Below are 15253 nucleotides of genomic sequence, written 5' to 3'. Positions count from 1 at the left end.
AATTACTTCTTAGATGCTTCGATAAGTTCGATGAAATGATCGAACAATGGTGCGCAGTCATGTGGACCAGGGCTTGCTTCAGGGTGACCCTGGAAGCTGAACGCAGGTTTGTCTGTGCGATGCATACCTTGCAAGGTTTGGTCGAACAGTGATTTGTGCGTTGCTTTCAAGTTAGCCGGTAGCGTATCTCTATCTACTGCGAAGCCGTGGTTTTGAGAAGTAATCATCACTGTACCATCTTCAAGATTTTGTACAGGATGGTTGGCACCGTGGTGACCGTGAGGCATTTTTACAGTTTTTGCACCTGAGGCAAGTGCAAGAATCTGGTGACCTAAACAAATACCAAATACTGGAATTTCAGTGGTTTCTACAATTGTTTTTACAGCTTCAATTGCGTAGTCACATGCTGCTGGATCGCCGGGACCATTTGACAGGAACACGCCATCCGGATTCAAAGCAAGGACTTTTTCTGCAGGAGTTTCAGCAGGTACAACAGTCAATTTACAACCGCGATCCGCGAGCATACGTAAGATGTTGGTTTTGACACCGTAATCGTATGCAACAACATGGAATTTAAGTTCAGGTTGAGAGAACCCTTTGCCTAGAGTCCAAGAGCCTTCTGTCCATTCAAAACCTTCAGGGTCGCAGCATTCTTTAGCAAGGTCTAAACCATTTAAACCGCCAAAAGCACGGGCTTTAGCTAAAGCTTCTTCCTCTGTAGCGTTTTCGCCAGTAAGGATACAACCGTTTTGTGCACCTTTAGATCGCAGAATACGCGTGAGTTTACGAGTATCAATGTCTGCGATAGCCACAACGTTGTGTTGTTTAAGATAATCACCAAGTGATTGCTCAGCACGGAAGTTGCTATGCAATAAAGGAAGGTCACGAATGATCAATCCGTTGGCCCAAACTTTATGAATTCGACCTGACTCAGCGTCTTCATCATTACAACCTGTATTACCAATATGAGGATAAGTTAGGGTGACAAGTTGTTGTGCATAACTAGGGTCAGTCAAAATTTCTTGATAGCCAGTCATGGCAGTGTTGAAAACGACTTCACCAGTCGTACTACCCGATGCGCCAATTGAAGTACCTTTAAAAATAGTACCATCGGCAAGGGCTAAAATTGCTGGGGTGCTCAAACCAAAGCTCCTGAAATTTAGGCTGTAAAAAAGCGAGTAGACGAAAAAAAAGGAAGGCTATTATAAAACCTATCCTCCTTGTCTGCTCGCTTGAACTTAACACGGCATTATACGCAGAAATAGCCTTTAAGTCCAACGGCTTTACAGCAAAAGTATGAGATAAATCCCTTGCTTTTTGGCTTAAAGTCTGTTTCTGCATCTATGTATGTAAAATGTAAGCAAATTAGAATTGTCTAACAAATCAAAACTTAAATTTTATCAAAACGGAATACGCTAGAGCTCTCATGTAATAACTATAGGAAAAAAGATCATGACCTTAGAACACAAGCCAACAAAAGCAAAAACTACCTTAAAGGAAGTGGTTGCAGAAGGTGCGGACAAGTTGGAACAGGCATCTAAAGAAGCACAGCAAAAAGTGACAGAAGCGGTGACAGAATCTACTGAGAATGTAAAAGCAGAAGCAAAGGAGGTACAGGCAAATGTTCAAGAGCAGATTCAAAGTTTAAAACAAGACCTTTTTCAGCGTATTGAAACCATTAAAAAGCAACTCAATTTTTCACAGAAAGATTTGGCAGAATTGAAAGAGTTCGTAAAAGCTGAATTTAATGCGGTGATTGAAGACTTATCGAAACTTGGCAAAGAGTTAAAAGACGATGTCAGCCAAATTTCAGTGAAACATAAAGATCATCTGGCTGAAACTTTAAAACGTTCTAAAGAACATACTTTAGATGTGTGGAAAAAGGTGTCAGTGAAGTCGGATCAGGAACCTACTTTAAAAAGCTGACATATAAGTAGACATGTCTACTTATACTGGCGAGGAAGGACCCTATGCTAGTTTTCTTCAGGTACACATTGAAGACATAAAAAAGTGAGGTATTTTGCCTCACTTTTTTACTGTTTGAATATTGCTGCTATGCTCTAGAACTGATGTAGCCAATCACGCTTGTTGTGAAAGTCCGCATTTGGACTACTGTGTTGCATGGCATAATATTGTTCGCCTTGCGAGGTTTTGAGTACAGCGCTTAAGCCCAGAAACAAATCTGACCATTGCAATTTGTGCTTTAACATAAACTCGGTTAAATCAAGGCTCACATTTAAACCATAATGTGTGCGTTTAAGCTGGTTCAGTTCTATGTCATCGGTGGCTTGCGGCGGCATATCTTCCGGATAGCGATATTCCTCAAACTGATAGACCTGCCACGCCTGGGAAGGCGACAGATTGATTTCGCGATAGAAATCCTCACCCTGTACACCAATAAAAATTTCAAAACAGGTGTGTTCCCATAAGAAATCTTGACGAGGGTAGTCTTGAACCAGTTCAGGCCATTGTATGAACTGGTTGGGGTCGCGTAACCAGTAGCCCACATTTAAGCTATATGGGCTTTGTTGTTCAATTGCAGCAACCAGGGAGATCGATTGAAAGCGACGATCAAAGGCGCTAAGTTCGTAACTTGCCATGAAATCTGCTTAGTTAGACAAATGAGCGTGACGAACCAAGTTGGATAATTTGGCATTCTGTTTTGCCGCTTTTTTATAAATCAGCGCAATTTTACCAATTTTTTGAACAACTTCAGCACCAGTCTGAGCTGAAAGATCTTCGATTAAAGATGCGCGTTCTTCACGATCTTCCGCTACAATTTTCACTTTAATCAATTCGTGATCGTTTAAAGCGCGGTTTAATTCTTCAACCACAGCTTCAGTCAAACCTTTATCACCCAGCATAACCACCGGGTTTAATGCATGTCCGATTTGACGTAAACGTTTACGTTCCTGAATAGATAAAGCCGCCATAAAGATAACCTAATTTTAAAAACGGCTTAGTATAACAAATGCCAAGTTTAAACGCTTTATATTCTGTTGAAATAATCGATTTCAATTATTGAAAAAAACCTTTCAAAGATTGGATTTAGATACAGATGTATACTGCAAGGCCTATGTTTTTCACGTACAATCACCTATTAGAAGTTTTTTATTATTTAGAGAGTTATGGCGACACGCATTACCAACCAGAAGTTGTCAAAAAGTAGTCGAGAGTGGATGCGCGAGCATTTGGATGATCCTTTTGTAAAGAGAGCACAAAAGGAAGGTTATCGTGCGCGTGCTGCTTATAAGCTTCTTGAAATTCAAGAAAAATACAAAATTATTAAACCAGGCATGACTGTGGTTGACCTGGGTGCGGCACCCGGCAGTTGGTCACAAATTGCAGGTAAATTAGTCGGTGACAAAGGCTTGTTAATTGCCTCCGACATTTTACCTATGGATGCCTTGCCGGATGTGACCTTCCTGCAAGGTGACTTCCGTGAGGAAGAAGTTTTTGAAAAATTGTTAAATATTTTAAACGGAAGGACTGTAGACGTTGTAATTTCGGATATGGCCCCCAATACATCAGGTAATAAGGCTGTAGATCAACCGCGTCAAATTTACTTGTGTGAACTGGCTTTAGATTTTGCCAACAAGGTTTTAGGACCGAAAGGCCAATTTATCGTCAAGGTTTTCCAAGGCACCGGATTTGACGAATTTCGTAAACAAGTTGTAGATAGCTTTGATGTATTGAAGACGGCAAAACCTGCCGCTTCACGTGCCCGTTCTAAAGAAGTATTTTTAATCGGGCAAGGTCGTAAGAAGGCCTCTACATAAAGTTTACTTGCCAAGACGTTAAAAATTGTGCATTTTGTACATTTTTAAAATATTGCAAAGCTGATCTTCAGCTTAAATTAAGGTCACCCATTTTTGGGCATGATCAAATTAGATTGATATGGGAATAAAGCTTTGAGCGATCTCTTCAAGAATGCCGTATTGTGGCTGGTTATACTGGGTGTGCTGATTCTGATTTTCAGTAACATCAGTGACCGCAATCAACCGACTGCAATGAATTATTCAGAGTTTGTTTCAGCGGTGAATGCTGGTCAAATTAAGCAAGTCACCATTGATGGCGAAAGAATTCGTGGTGAAAAAACAAACGGTTCAGAGTTTGAAAGTATTCGTCCTGCGGTTCAAGACCCGGAACTGATGCCAAATCTCATTAAACATAATGTTGTTGTAGAAGGGACTGCACCGCAACGTCAAGGTTTGTTGATGCAACTTCTTATCGCTAGCTTCCCTGTACTTTTAATCATTTTGTTATTCATGTTCTTTATGCGCAACATGGGTGGTGGTGCAGGCGGTAAAAGCGGTCCGATGAGCTTTGGTAAATCGAAAGCTAAAATGCTGTCTGAAGACCAGATTAAAGTCACCTTTAGCGATGTTGCTGGCTGTGATGAAGCTAAACAAGAAGTTGTTGAAATTGTAGATTTCTTGAAAGATCCATCTAAATTTAAACGTCTGGGCGCAAGTATTCCTAAAGGCGTATTGATGGTTGGTCCTCCGGGTACCGGTAAAACCTTGCTTGCCAAAGCGATTGCAGGTGAAGCAAAAGTTCCGTTCTTCAGTATTTCAGGTTCTGACTTTGTCGAAATGTTCGTGGGTGTCGGTGCATCACGTGTACGTGACATGTTTGAACAGGCAAAACGCCATGCCCCATGCATTATCTTTATTGATGAGATTGATGCAGTCGGTCGTCACCGTGGTTCAGGTACTGGCGGTGGTCACGATGAACGTGAACAGACACTCAACCAGATGCTGGTAGAAATGGATGGTTTTGAAGGCAATGAGGGTATTATCGTCATCGCTGCTACTAACCGTGCAGATGTACTGGATAAAGCCTTGCTTCGTCCAGGCCGTTTTGACCGTCAGGTGATGGTAGGTCTTCCAGACATTAAAGGCCGTGAACAGATTCTGAATGTACATTTGAAAAAATTGCCTTCACACACTGGTGTGGATGTCAGAGTGCTAGCTCGTGGTACACCAGGTTTCTCTGGTGCACAATTGGCGAACCTTGTAAACGAAGCAGCGTTATTTGCTGCCCGTCGTAACAAGAACACAGTCGACATGCATGACTTTGAAGATGCTAAAGACAAGATCTATATGGGTCCTGAACGTAAGTCGATGGTGATTCGTGAAGAAGAACGTCGTGCTACTGCTTACCATGAAGCCGGTCATGCGATTGTGGCTGAAATTTTGCCGGGTACTGACCCTGTACATAAAGTGACCATTATGCCGCGTGGTTGGGCTTTGGGTGTGACTTGGCAGTTGCCGGAACAAGATGCAATTAGTCATTACAAAGACAAGATGCTGAATGAAATTTCGATTTTGTTTGGTGGCCGTATTGCTGAAGAAGTCTTCATTAACCAAATGTCGACCGGTGCTTCAAATGACTTTGAACGTGCAACCAAAATGGCACGTGCAATGGTCACTAAATACGGTATGTCTGACCGAATGGGTGTGATGGTTTATGAAGATGAAAACCAGAACGGTTTCTTTGGAAATGTCGGTAGTCGGACTATTTCTGAAGCAACGCAACAGCAGGTAGATGCCGAAGTTCGCCGCATTCTGGATGAACAGTATAAAGTTGCTCGTGAGGTTCTGGAAAACCACAAAGAGATCGCACATGCCATGGTGAAAGCGTTGATGGAGTGGGAAACCATTGATCGTGACCAAATCCGTGACATCATGGAAGGTCGTGAACCACAACCACCTAAAGTGTATGTTGCTGAAAATCCGGTGATTGATGTAACACCAACAGATGGTCCTGCAACTCCTCCACCATTACCAGCGAGCTAAGTTGGATGGTTAGAAAAAAGAGTCTCAAATGAGGCTCTTTTTTTTATGGATAAGGCAGTTGTGTCTGAAAAGATTTCAGACTGTAAAATTGTAGAGTTGTTAGAATAGCCGGATTGCTTGAAGGAGAAATATAATGCAATTGATGCCATTACCTAATCGAATGCTGCAATGTGGTCAAATGAAGTTGGACTTGTCTCAGCCCCACGTGATGGGGATTCTGAATGTCACTCCAGACTCTTTCAGTGATGGCGGAAAGCATAATACCAAAGACCAAGCCATAGCGTATGCCTTGCAGATGATAGAGGATGGTGCAAGCATAATTGATGTTGGGGGGGAATCAACTCGTCCCGGTGCTTCTGTGGTGGAGGTGGATGATGAAATACGCCGTGTAGTGCCTGTAGTTGAAGAATTGGCTAAGCATAATGTCATTATTTCAATTGATACTTCACAACCCGAAGTGATAAAAGCTGCTGTTCAAGCAGGGGCGCATATCTGGAATGATGTGCGTGCATTAACCCGTCCTCATGCCTTGCTAACCGCTGCTGAGCTGAATATTCCTGTAATTATTATGCATATGCGTGGCGAACCTACCACCATGAATAATTTAGACCAGTATGATGATGTAACCACTGATGTGATTAAAGAGCTACAGCAGAGAGTAGATGATGCAATACAGGCTGGGGTAAAACCTGAAAATATTGTGATTGATCCGGGCTTTGGTTTTGCTAAAAATGCACAGCAAAATTTGAAGCTGTTAAATGAATTTTATAAATTGAATGATATGGGTTATCCAATTTTATCGGCACTTTCCCGGAAGCGCTTTATTGGTGAAGCTCTGGGTGGGGCGGATGCTCAAAATCGTGCGATGGGTTCTGTTGCTGCTCATTTATTTAGTATTCAACAGGGGGCCTGCATGGTACGAGCACATGACGTCAAGGCAATGAGTGATGCCATTAAAGTATGGCAGGCGATGAATAATCTGGGTGTATAACCTAGGTATATAAAAAAGCTCGATACGGTATCGAGCTTTTTTAGTTTAAGGTGTAATTGTTGACTCATATTTAATTGCTTCAAAGACATGTAAATAAAAATGGGGGAAATCACCTTTTTTATTGTAGCGTTTGGTAATTTTGTTGCTTTGTGTTATACAAGCTCGCGTTAATGCATGTCTTTTTTGAGTGTTGTATGTTTGAAGATTTACTTCTCCCGATGTTTGATGATGAATATTATCCCGATATTCTTGTGGCTGAAGTCAAGCAGGCCATAAAACAGTTTGCAAAGAAGGTGGCTAAGCCTGATTTATCTGAAGCTGAAATTTATCATTTTGCTGCTGAAACTGTGGTTCTAATCAATAAGATGAAACCGCAATTTGAGGATTTGGATTCTTCCTTGGATGATACGGCAGCCGATTATATTGCTGAAGCCATGATGATGGTAGTGCAAGATAACGGTTATATGGATATTGAAATGGAAGAACTGGTATCGAATAGAGAGTGGTAAGTCACTCTCTATTTGTTAGTTTTGTATATTTAAAGTTTGGCCGGACTAGGCAAAAGATCGCTTAGATGGCAACGCAACTGGCCTGAAGATGAATTTCGGCTATCTCATCTACGATTAAATGAAATCTCTCGTTTTCAGTATAAGCCTGTGCTCTTAAATTGAGCCAAAAGTTCGGGGCTTTCCGCAGCAAGCTTTTAATCTGCTTTTCATCTTCTGGATGATTAAAGTGCAGGGGATAGGCATACTTAGCTAAAGTGCAATGAGTTAAAACAAGTTGTCCATGCTCTTCGTGAACGGTACCAGAAAATAAATCATAAACCTTTTGGCTCTGTGAGTTTTCAACCGCTATTATTGCGTGAGTCAAACTTGCGTTCATCAATATAAACAGGCTGATATACAGTAGGTAATACATTTTATTTCGCTTCATTTTTATTTTGTCTTTTTTATTGGTTTACGATAATTAAATTATTCAGGCATAAAAAAACCAGCTTATTGCTGGATCTTTTATCGCACCACTTTAATATATATTAAAATGGTGCCCGAGGCCAGACTCGAACTGGCACGCTTTGTGGGCGGGGGATTTTAAATCCCCTGTGTCTACCGATTTCACCACTCGGGCATGTGCGCCATAATAGTGGAGGAAATAAAACTTAGCAAGTATCTTTCCATGTATTTGCTTTCTTTTCAATCAATTCATGTGCTTATCGCTATAAAATAGGGCTTTGACTAAACTTTTCCTCTTAAAATGGTTATGTCATCTACATCAAGCTATCCAAATAGGTTTCGACATCTATATGCTTGTGTGTTTTGCACAGTTCATTTTCATAACGAATCAGCTGTATATGCAAATCGATAAACTGTTTTTCTTGTTGTTGTAGCCTATGAAGGGCAGGTGAGTTTTTTCTCATGAATAGGCTTTTTAACTGAATCTTTAATACCTGCTTATAAGCCCAAAAACAAATGCGGCGGGTTTCTTGCAGGTAAAAATATTGCTCGTTTTGTGTACCTTCACGGAACATATTTTCTTTGTAAAACTGGACAAAACCAAAACTCAAGGCAAAGAAAAAAAGAATAATGTGTAAAACTGTACTTTCAATATAAGCGATATTGATGGTTTGTAGCACAATGAGTACCGCAAGTTTAACCGGAGTATGGCGAAGTTGCTGATATAAAGAAGTGGAGCTATGTTTGATCTGTTTGATGACCACGGGCGTATAAAGCATAAACAACAACATAATGGCTAAAACAGCAATGCCTTGGGCACGAAAAACATTAAATTGCGGAAATTGGCTAGCGATGAAATGACCCAAACTCATTGAAAGCGAGATAAAAATCATTGCGGCGAGAACCCAGGGAATTAGCTCCTTCAGTTCATCTAAAATTCCTTTAGTTTTGATCATGCTGTAAAACAAATAATTTCTTTTAAATGCTGCCGGGTACTGTTCCCGCAATTGATTTAAAAAAATTGCCGTTTGTTTATTACTGATCATAAGAATTAAAGAAACATAAAAATTAGAGCTAATATAAAGGATTTGAAAGCATTTAACAGAGAAAAATCAGAAAATTACAGATTCCTTATTTCAAGGCTAAGCTCTATTTATTTCACATGCAGGCATGAGTTTTTAGCATATTTATAATGGCTGAGATGTATTGCGCCAATTTACTTAATCTTAGGGTCATGTTTTAAACCGCTAAATGATGAATCGACTCGGGAGCTTAATTTTATTCCTGTATTCAGTGAGGAATTATGCGAAAATAGCCCTTTCTTATTTTTGTCCAAGGACAGTTCATGACTGATCAATCTCCTGAATCTTTAAGCGATATCGAAATTTTAGACATTTTACAGTCCATGAAAAGCGATGTGCTAAATACTGAAGCGAATGAGATGATCCGTAATGGGGGTAAAGCTGGTCGTCAAGAGGCACATAAAAATGCCCTGGTTGCTTTAAATGCCAGTTTTGAAAGCAAGTTTGTTGAAGCTGTCACTTTGGCCCTGCATTTAAATGAAGCGCAAAGTAAAAAAATTCGTTATAAAAAAGACCGTATTCGTATTTTAAAAGCGCACGGCATTGATTACTTAGCTATTGATGGTGCCGAAACAGCACAGGTTTTATCACAAATTGCACAGGCCATTACCCGTGAAGATGCGACTGTGACTCACGACTTGCATAATATTTTCCCATTCTGGAAAGAAGGCTGGCCAATGGTACAGTTCGACAATGCTTACAAGATTCTGGAAGATGACATTACTATTCACTATCAGGCGGTACTGGATGAGCTGATCAGCAATTACTAAGTATTTCGTTAAAAAAGCATCCATGAGGTGCTTTTTTAATCCCGGTAAATAAGAGAGAGCAGCCAGCTGATCGGAAGAATAAACACTCTCCACCAGCTCAGGAGTGGCCAGTAAAAATACTGACCCCAAGTCAAGGTAGAGTCAAAGCCGCGCCGTCTGCGTTCATGCGGATAGGGAATTAAAATAACACTTAGTAGCAGTAAACCCATTCCTATCAGTAACAAAACTGAATTTTGTTGCCGAGCAAAAAAGAAATAGAGCAGATAAATTCCCGAATAAAAACTGAGACAGGCCAGCAAAGCAGATAAATTCATCAGCGTACCTTTTATTATTATAAGTTTAAAAAAGAAGAACCAGATTATTCTGATTCTTCAGGATGATTATTTTCTGCTTCCTTTAGAAGTCGTGTGACCAGGAGCTGGTCAATTTTAAAATGGTCAACATCCACTACTTCAAATTTATAGTTACCATAGATTACGGTATCGGCAGGGCGTGGAATTTTGCGTAGACGGTACATCATGAAACCGGCAAGCGTTTCATAATTTTCTTCATCCGGCATTTCATCAATTTCAAGGGCATGTTTCAGGTCCTCAATTGGCGTGCTGCCATCAATCAGCCAGGAATTGTTATCGCGCTTGATAATTTGCTGATCCGCTTCAATTGGCGTGACCCAGTCACCCATGACAGTAATCATAATATCAGACAAGGTAATCACGCCAACCACCAAGGCATATTCGTTAATTACCACCGCAAACTTTTCTTTGGTTGAACGGAAACGGTCCAGTAATTCAGATAAAGTCAAAGTATCTGGAATGGTCAATACATTACGAATGGTACTTTCATTGAGTTGCAGTAAAGACTGGTTATTCAGAATACGCACCAGAATATCTTTAGCATCAACATAACCAATCACATCATCAATATTTTCACTACACACCAGAAACTTGGAATAAGGATATTCAGCCAGTTTTTGCCGGATACTGGCTTCAGATTCTTTCAAAGTGAAATAGATGACATTTTCACGAGTTGTCATACTCGAAGGAACATTACGTTCTTCAAGCTCAAACACGTTTTCAATAAAGTGATGTTCCTGTTTCTGTAATACACCTGCCTGCGCACCTGCATCCATGACAGCAGAAATATCATCAAAGGTGATGTTGTCTTCACGGGTGGTATTGACCTTGAACAGGCGAAATAACAGATTGGCAATGGCATTGATGAACCAGGCCAGTGGACGACATACGCTAATAAAAATTTGAATCGGGTTGATCACAGACACAGCAATTTTTTCCGGTGCAATCATGGCCAGACGTTTTGGCATCAAGTCTGCAAACAGAATGAATAATGACGTGACTAAAGTAAAAGACAAGGCAAAACCGATCGTTTCAGCCCACGCACCCGTATAGAAACGTGAAACCAGCTCGAGAAAATAAGGACGGAAAGCCCCTTCACCTAAAATACCGCCAAGAATGGCCACAGCATTTAAACCAATTTGTGATGCTGCAAAAAAGTCTGCTGAATTTTCCTGCAAATCTAGTACTTGTTGAGCACGTTCATCACCGGATTCGGCCAGTATTTTTAATTTAACTTTACGTGCACCCGCAAGGGCAATTTCGGTTAGCGATAAGAATCCCGCACCCGCAATGAGGATGATGATGATGACAATATTTTGAAAGAGGCTCACAAATCCACCTGTGGATCATCATTATTATGAATATTTTTAACACAAAAGAACGTCAGGTAGTAATGAAATGACTACCTGACTAAATACAGTATAAGCTTAAAAAATAAGAATTTAAGAAAAATCGTTTTTAATAATGAGAAAATTGAGAATTATTCATTAAAAATTCACGATTTTCTTCTTCAATCATCTGACGCGCCACATACAGAATGAGCTGACGCAACCAGCGATGTGCAGGATGATGATGCAATAACGGACACCATGCCATCTTCAATTCAAACTCGGGAATATAGAAGGGGGGGTCTTTCATCAGCAGGTTCTGGTTTTTAGCCTGTAAACGTGCAATGCGTGTTGGCAAAGTCGCAACGAGGTCAACATTGGCAGCCAATAATCCGGGCATTTGATAGTGACGGGTAAAGACCGAAATTTTACGCTTTTGACCAATACGTTCCAGAGCCTGATCAATCCAGCCTAGACCCGCCTGTTTTTCAGGGTTCACGCCAAAGCCAACACCCATACCTGTTTTAGAGACCCAGATATGCTGTGCATCTAAATAACTTTTAAGGTTTAAATTTCCCGCGGCAGGATGCTTACTATTGAGCAAACAGGAAAAACTGTCTCGCCAGACCAGGACCTGGTGGAAACTTTGCGGAATTTCATTGAAACGGTTAATCGCCAGATCGACTTTGCCTTGTTCCATGTCACGGTAAGACACGTCACTGGGGGTTAAAAAGTCCAGTACCACATTGGGTGCTTCGGAGCGTAAGGCTTTAACCAAACGTGGTACTAAAGTCGCTTCAGCATAGTCCGAGGTCATAATGCGGAAAACACGATTCGATGTATAAGGACGGAACTCGGTACGAGGTTCCAGAATCATTGAAAGATCGGACAAGGCATCACGGATACGCGGCTGTAATTCCAAAGCACGTTCTGTGGGGGTCATTCCTTCAGAAGAACGAATTAACAGCGGATCATTAAATAAATTGCGTAAACGACGCAAAATGTTACTCATGGCAGGTTGGGTTACACCCAATTGTTCTGCAGCACGCGTGACATTTTTTTCGCGAAGCAGTACATCAAGATATATTAATAGATTGAGATCGACCCGCTCCAGATTCATACAAGAAATACCGAAAATAAGCTCATGAAATTATTTCGATTATGCCATAAGCGACAAGGCTTGTGTAGGAATATTGATGAAAAAAGAGACGGGATAATCGTGGAATTTTATATAGATAAAATGAATTAATGAATGAATTAACGAGGGTAAACGTCACACTTATTGAAGTAAAGTTAAATGAATCAGAGAGAAAAATTCGGGGATTTTAATAGCGGATAAAGGCCTTTATTGAGTGAGCTATAAAGAGAAAATAGAATAAATAAAATACAGTCATATTTTGATGATTTTGGTTAAAAATTTACATAAATGACTAAAAAAGTAGCTGGTCAAGCTTTTTCCTTTCAAAGCACGACTTAAGTCTAATGAAGAAAAAATAGGCATTGCGAACACTTTGTAAGCAAAAAATGATTTTGAGTAATTAAAATAAAGTTAATTAAAACAATAATTTAAAATTTTGAAACATAAATATAATAAGACTTTGATCTACATATTTTTTAAATAAATACTGGGAATTAATCGAGAATATTGGATTAATTTTTTAACTCAATCTAATCTGTGTTCATCTTAACGAAGCGCTCTAAATCTGAACAAATAATATGAGTGTGATTTTAGCCTTCGCTTGATGAAATCCTAATATTATTACAGGAAAATATCATGACTACATACCAAACAGCGATTGATGCAATCCGCGAATTAAAAGCGAAATTCGGCAATACTTGGGCAGACATCAGTGCTGAAGACGCTGCACGTATGCAAATGCAAAACCGTTTCAAAACTGGTTTAGACATTGCTAAATATACAGCTGCGATTATGCGTCGTGATATGGCTGCTTATGATGCTGACTCTAGCAAATATACTCAATCATTAGGTTGCTGGCACGGTTTCATCGCACAACAAAAAATGATTGCGAACAAAAAATACTTCGGTACGACTGAACGCCGTTATATCTACCTTTCTGGCTGGATGGTTGCAGCTCTTCGTTCAGAATTCGGTCCACTTCCTGACCAATCTATGCACGAAAAAACTTCTGTTCCTGCATTGATCGAAGAAATCTATACATTCTTACGTCAAGCTGACGCAAAAGAATTAAACGATTTGTTCCGTGCACTTAAAAAAGCTCAAGACGCTGGTGACACTGCTAAAGCTGCTGAAATCACTGCTCAAATCGACGGTTTCCAAACTCACGTTGTGCCAATTATTGCGGACATCGATGCTGGTTTCGGTAACGAAGAAGCGACTTACTTACTTGCTAAGAAAATGATCGAAGCGGGTGCTTGTGCACTACAAATCGAAAACCAGGTTTCTGATGCTAAACAATGTGGTCACCAAGCTGGTAAAGTAACAGTTCCACACGAAGACTTCATCGCGAAAATCCACGCACTTCGCTATGCATTCTTAGAAATGGGTCTTGACGACGGTATCATCGTTGCACGTACTGACTCTGAAGGCGCTGACTTGACTCAAAAAATCCCAGTGGTTAAAGAGCCAGGCGACATCGCTTCTCAATACATCAGCTACTTAGACACAACTGAAATTGACATTTCAGAAGCGCAAGAAGACGAAATCCTGATCAAACGTGATGGTAAACTTCACCGTCCTAAACGTTTAGCATCTGGTTTGTACCAGTTCCGCGAAGGCACTCAAATCGACCGCGTTGTACTTGACTGTGTAACTAGCCTACAAAATGGTGCTGACCTGCTTTGGATCGAAACTGCAACTCCAAACGTTGACGAAATCGCTCACATGGTGAACCGTGTTAAAGAAGTTGTTCCAAATGCGAAACTTGTTTATAACAACTCACCATCGTTCAACTGGACTTTAAACTTCCGTCAACAAGCTTACGACCGTTGGGTTGCTGAAGGTAAAGATGTTTCTGCTTACGACCGTGCTAAATTAATGAGCGCTGAGTACGATGCGACTGAATTAGCTGCTGAAGCTGACGAAAAAGTTCGTACATTCCAGGCAGATGCTTCTCGTGAAGCAGGTGTGTTCCACCACTTGATCACACTTCCGACTTACCACACAGCTGCTCTTTCTACTCACGAGCTTGCTCAAGGTTACTTCGGTTCTGAAGGTATGTTGGCTTATGTTGCTGGCGTACAACGTAAAGAAATCCGCGGTACCATCGCTTGTGTGAAACACCAAGCAATGGCGGGTTCTGACATCGGTGACGACCACAAAGAAATCTTCGCTGGTGACAATGCACTTAAAGCTGGTGATGACTCTAAAAACACTATGAACCAATTCTCTGCTCACTAAGCACTGAACTGATTCAAAAAACCCGGCACAAGCCGGGTTTTTTTATGTCTTAAAGAAAGTTTAGAATGAGATATAAAAAAAGCACCTGATAAAAGGTGCTTTTTGAAAATTGATAAAGATGAAAGCCGTAAAATGATTACTTGATTAAAATAATCAGCCAGACAAAGAAGATGATGCCAAGGGCTACAAACTGTGCAGCACTGCCCATGTCTTTGGCATTTTTTGAAAGGGGATGTTTGTCCAAAGAAATACGATCGACCACGGCTTCAATCGCTGAATTCAATAATTCCACAATCAAAGCCAGTAAGCAGACAGCAACCATGAGCGCCTGTTCAACCGCGGTCACATCAAGAAAAAAACTGCCTGGAATGAGTACGACATTGATCAGGACGATTTGACGAAAAGCGGCTTCATGGATAAATGCAGACTTAAAACCAGCAAGAGAATACTGGGTTGCATTCAATACACGCTTAACACCGGTTTTGCCTTTAAAAGGGGAATAAGAGTTCATTGCACTTAAATATTCAATAATTTGCACCATCCTATTCGATTTTGCTTAAGCAAAAATTAATTACGTTAACTTAATTAAAATATTG

Annotated in this window: 16 protein-coding genes and 1 tRNA gene; 7 read left to right on the top strand and 10 right to left on the bottom strand. The window is 40.5% G+C overall.

The features are described 5' to 3' along the window. Positions 1 to 2: 2 nt before the first annotated feature. Positions 3 to 1142, bottom strand: a complete 1140-nt coding sequence (carA, locus tag GTU69_RS02050; protein ID WP_166167469.1) for a glutamine-hydrolyzing carbamoyl-phosphate synthase small subunit — start codon at positions 1140 to 1142, stop codon at positions 3 to 5. Positions 1143 to 1452: 310 nt separating this feature from the next. On the opposite strand from carA, the gene GTU69_RS02045 reads away from it, so the two are divergent. Then, positions 1453 to 1926 carry a hypothetical protein gene (locus GTU69_RS02045; RefSeq protein WP_166167466.1) on the top strand — a complete coding sequence of 158 codons (474 nt, stop codon included), beginning with the start codon at positions 1453 to 1455 and terminating at the stop codon, positions 1924 to 1926. Between the two features lie 134 nt (positions 1927 to 2060). Here the strand turns inward: GTU69_RS02045 and GTU69_RS02040 are convergent, their stop codons facing one another. Together GTU69_RS02040 and yhbY are read right to left on the bottom strand one after the other, a co-directional pair. Beyond that, complete coding sequence (locus tag GTU69_RS02040) at positions 2061 to 2600, bottom strand: DOMON-like domain-containing protein (RefSeq protein WP_166167463.1); 540 nt, start codon at positions 2598 to 2600, stop codon at positions 2061 to 2063. A 9-nt stretch (positions 2601 to 2609) separates the two neighbouring features. Further along, positions 2610 to 2933 (bottom strand): ribosome assembly RNA-binding protein YhbY, encoded by a 324-nt coding sequence (yhbY, locus tag GTU69_RS02035; protein WP_086199214.1) that lies wholly within the window; start codon positions 2931 to 2933, stop codon positions 2610 to 2612. A 195-nt stretch (positions 2934 to 3128) separates the two neighbouring features. Here yhbY and rlmE point away from each other — a divergent pair, with 195 nt between their 5' ends. The 4 genes from rlmE (at position 3129) to GTU69_RS02015 (ending at position 7301) form a co-directional block, all read left to right on the top strand. After that, positions 3129 to 3779, top strand: a complete 651-nt coding sequence (rlmE, locus tag GTU69_RS02030; RefSeq protein ID WP_086196272.1) for a 23S rRNA (uridine(2552)-2'-O)-methyltransferase RlmE — start codon at positions 3129 to 3131, stop codon at positions 3777 to 3779. A 132-nt stretch (positions 3780 to 3911) separates the two neighbouring features. Beyond that, entirely contained in the window at positions 3912 to 5801 is a 1890-nt protein-coding gene (ftsH, locus tag GTU69_RS02025) for an ATP-dependent zinc metalloprotease FtsH (RefSeq protein WP_166167460.1), read from the top strand. Between the two features lie 133 nt (positions 5802 to 5934). Beyond that, on the top strand, positions 5935 to 6792 hold the full coding sequence (folP, locus tag GTU69_RS02020; protein WP_205683422.1) for a dihydropteroate synthase: 858 nt from the start codon (positions 5935 to 5937) through the stop codon (positions 6790 to 6792). A gap of 194 nt (positions 6793 to 6986) precedes the next feature. Beyond that, positions 6987 to 7301, top strand: a complete 315-nt coding sequence (locus GTU69_RS02015; RefSeq protein WP_166167457.1) for a DUF5713 family protein — start codon at positions 6987 to 6989, stop codon at positions 7299 to 7301. A gap of 61 nt (positions 7302 to 7362) precedes the next feature. On the opposite strand, the gene GTU69_RS02010 is transcribed toward GTU69_RS02015, so the two are convergent. From GTU69_RS02010 to GTU69_RS02000, 3 genes are all read right to left on the bottom strand, one after another. Then, the gene (locus GTU69_RS02010; protein ID WP_166167454.1) at positions 7363 to 7728 is read right to left on the bottom strand and encodes a hypothetical protein; all 366 of its coding nucleotides are present in this window, start codon (positions 7726 to 7728) and stop codon (positions 7363 to 7365) included. 106 nt (positions 7729 to 7834) lie between these two features. Continuing rightward, a tRNA-Leu gene (locus tag GTU69_RS02005) sits at positions 7835 to 7920 on the bottom strand. A 139-nt stretch (positions 7921 to 8059) separates the two neighbouring features. Next, positions 8060 to 8791 carry a hypothetical protein gene (locus GTU69_RS02000; RefSeq protein ID WP_166167451.1) on the bottom strand — a complete coding sequence of 244 codons (732 nt, stop codon included), beginning with the start codon at positions 8789 to 8791 and terminating at the stop codon, positions 8060 to 8062. A 299-nt stretch (positions 8792 to 9090) separates the two neighbouring features. Between GTU69_RS02000 and GTU69_RS01995 the strand changes: the two genes are divergently transcribed. Further along, positions 9091 to 9597 (top strand): hypothetical protein, encoded by a 507-nt coding sequence (locus GTU69_RS01995; protein ID WP_166167448.1) that lies wholly within the window; start codon positions 9091 to 9093, stop codon positions 9595 to 9597. A 35-nt stretch (positions 9598 to 9632) separates the two neighbouring features. Here the strand turns inward: GTU69_RS01995 and GTU69_RS01990 are convergent, their stop codons facing one another. The 3 genes from GTU69_RS01990 to GTU69_RS01980 form a co-directional block, all read right to left on the bottom strand. Then, complete coding sequence (locus GTU69_RS01990; RefSeq protein ID WP_086196265.1) at positions 9633 to 9911, bottom strand: hypothetical protein; 279 nt, start codon at positions 9909 to 9911, stop codon at positions 9633 to 9635. Between the two features lie 44 nt (positions 9912 to 9955). Further along, positions 9956 to 11281 carry a hemolysin family protein gene (locus GTU69_RS01985; protein ID WP_086196264.1) on the bottom strand — a complete coding sequence of 442 codons (1326 nt, stop codon included), beginning with the start codon at positions 11279 to 11281 and terminating at the stop codon, positions 9956 to 9958. Between the two features lie 127 nt (positions 11282 to 11408). Further along, entirely contained in the window at positions 11409 to 12398 is a 990-nt protein-coding gene (locus GTU69_RS01980; protein WP_086196263.1) for a LysR family transcriptional regulator, read from the bottom strand. Positions 12399 to 13052: 654 nt separating this feature from the next. Between GTU69_RS01980 and GTU69_RS01975 the strand changes: the two genes are divergently transcribed. Continuing rightward, positions 13053 to 14657 (top strand): isocitrate lyase, encoded by a 1605-nt coding sequence (locus GTU69_RS01975; protein ID WP_086196262.1) that lies wholly within the window; start codon positions 13053 to 13055, stop codon positions 14655 to 14657. Between the two features lie 136 nt (positions 14658 to 14793). On the opposite strand, the gene GTU69_RS01970 is transcribed toward GTU69_RS01975, so the two are convergent. Further along, entirely contained in the window at positions 14794 to 15168 is a 375-nt protein-coding gene (locus tag GTU69_RS01970) for a diacylglycerol kinase (protein ID WP_166167846.1), read from the bottom strand. Between the last annotated feature and the right edge of the window lie 85 nt (positions 15169 to 15253).

It is taken from the genome of Acinetobacter sp. SA01 (assembly GCF_011319235.1).
Taxonomy (GTDB): Bacteria; Pseudomonadota; Gammaproteobacteria; order Pseudomonadales; family Moraxellaceae; genus Acinetobacter.
Note: the sequence above shows the minus strand (reverse complement) of the source record. Positions and strands in the feature narration are given on the sequence as shown.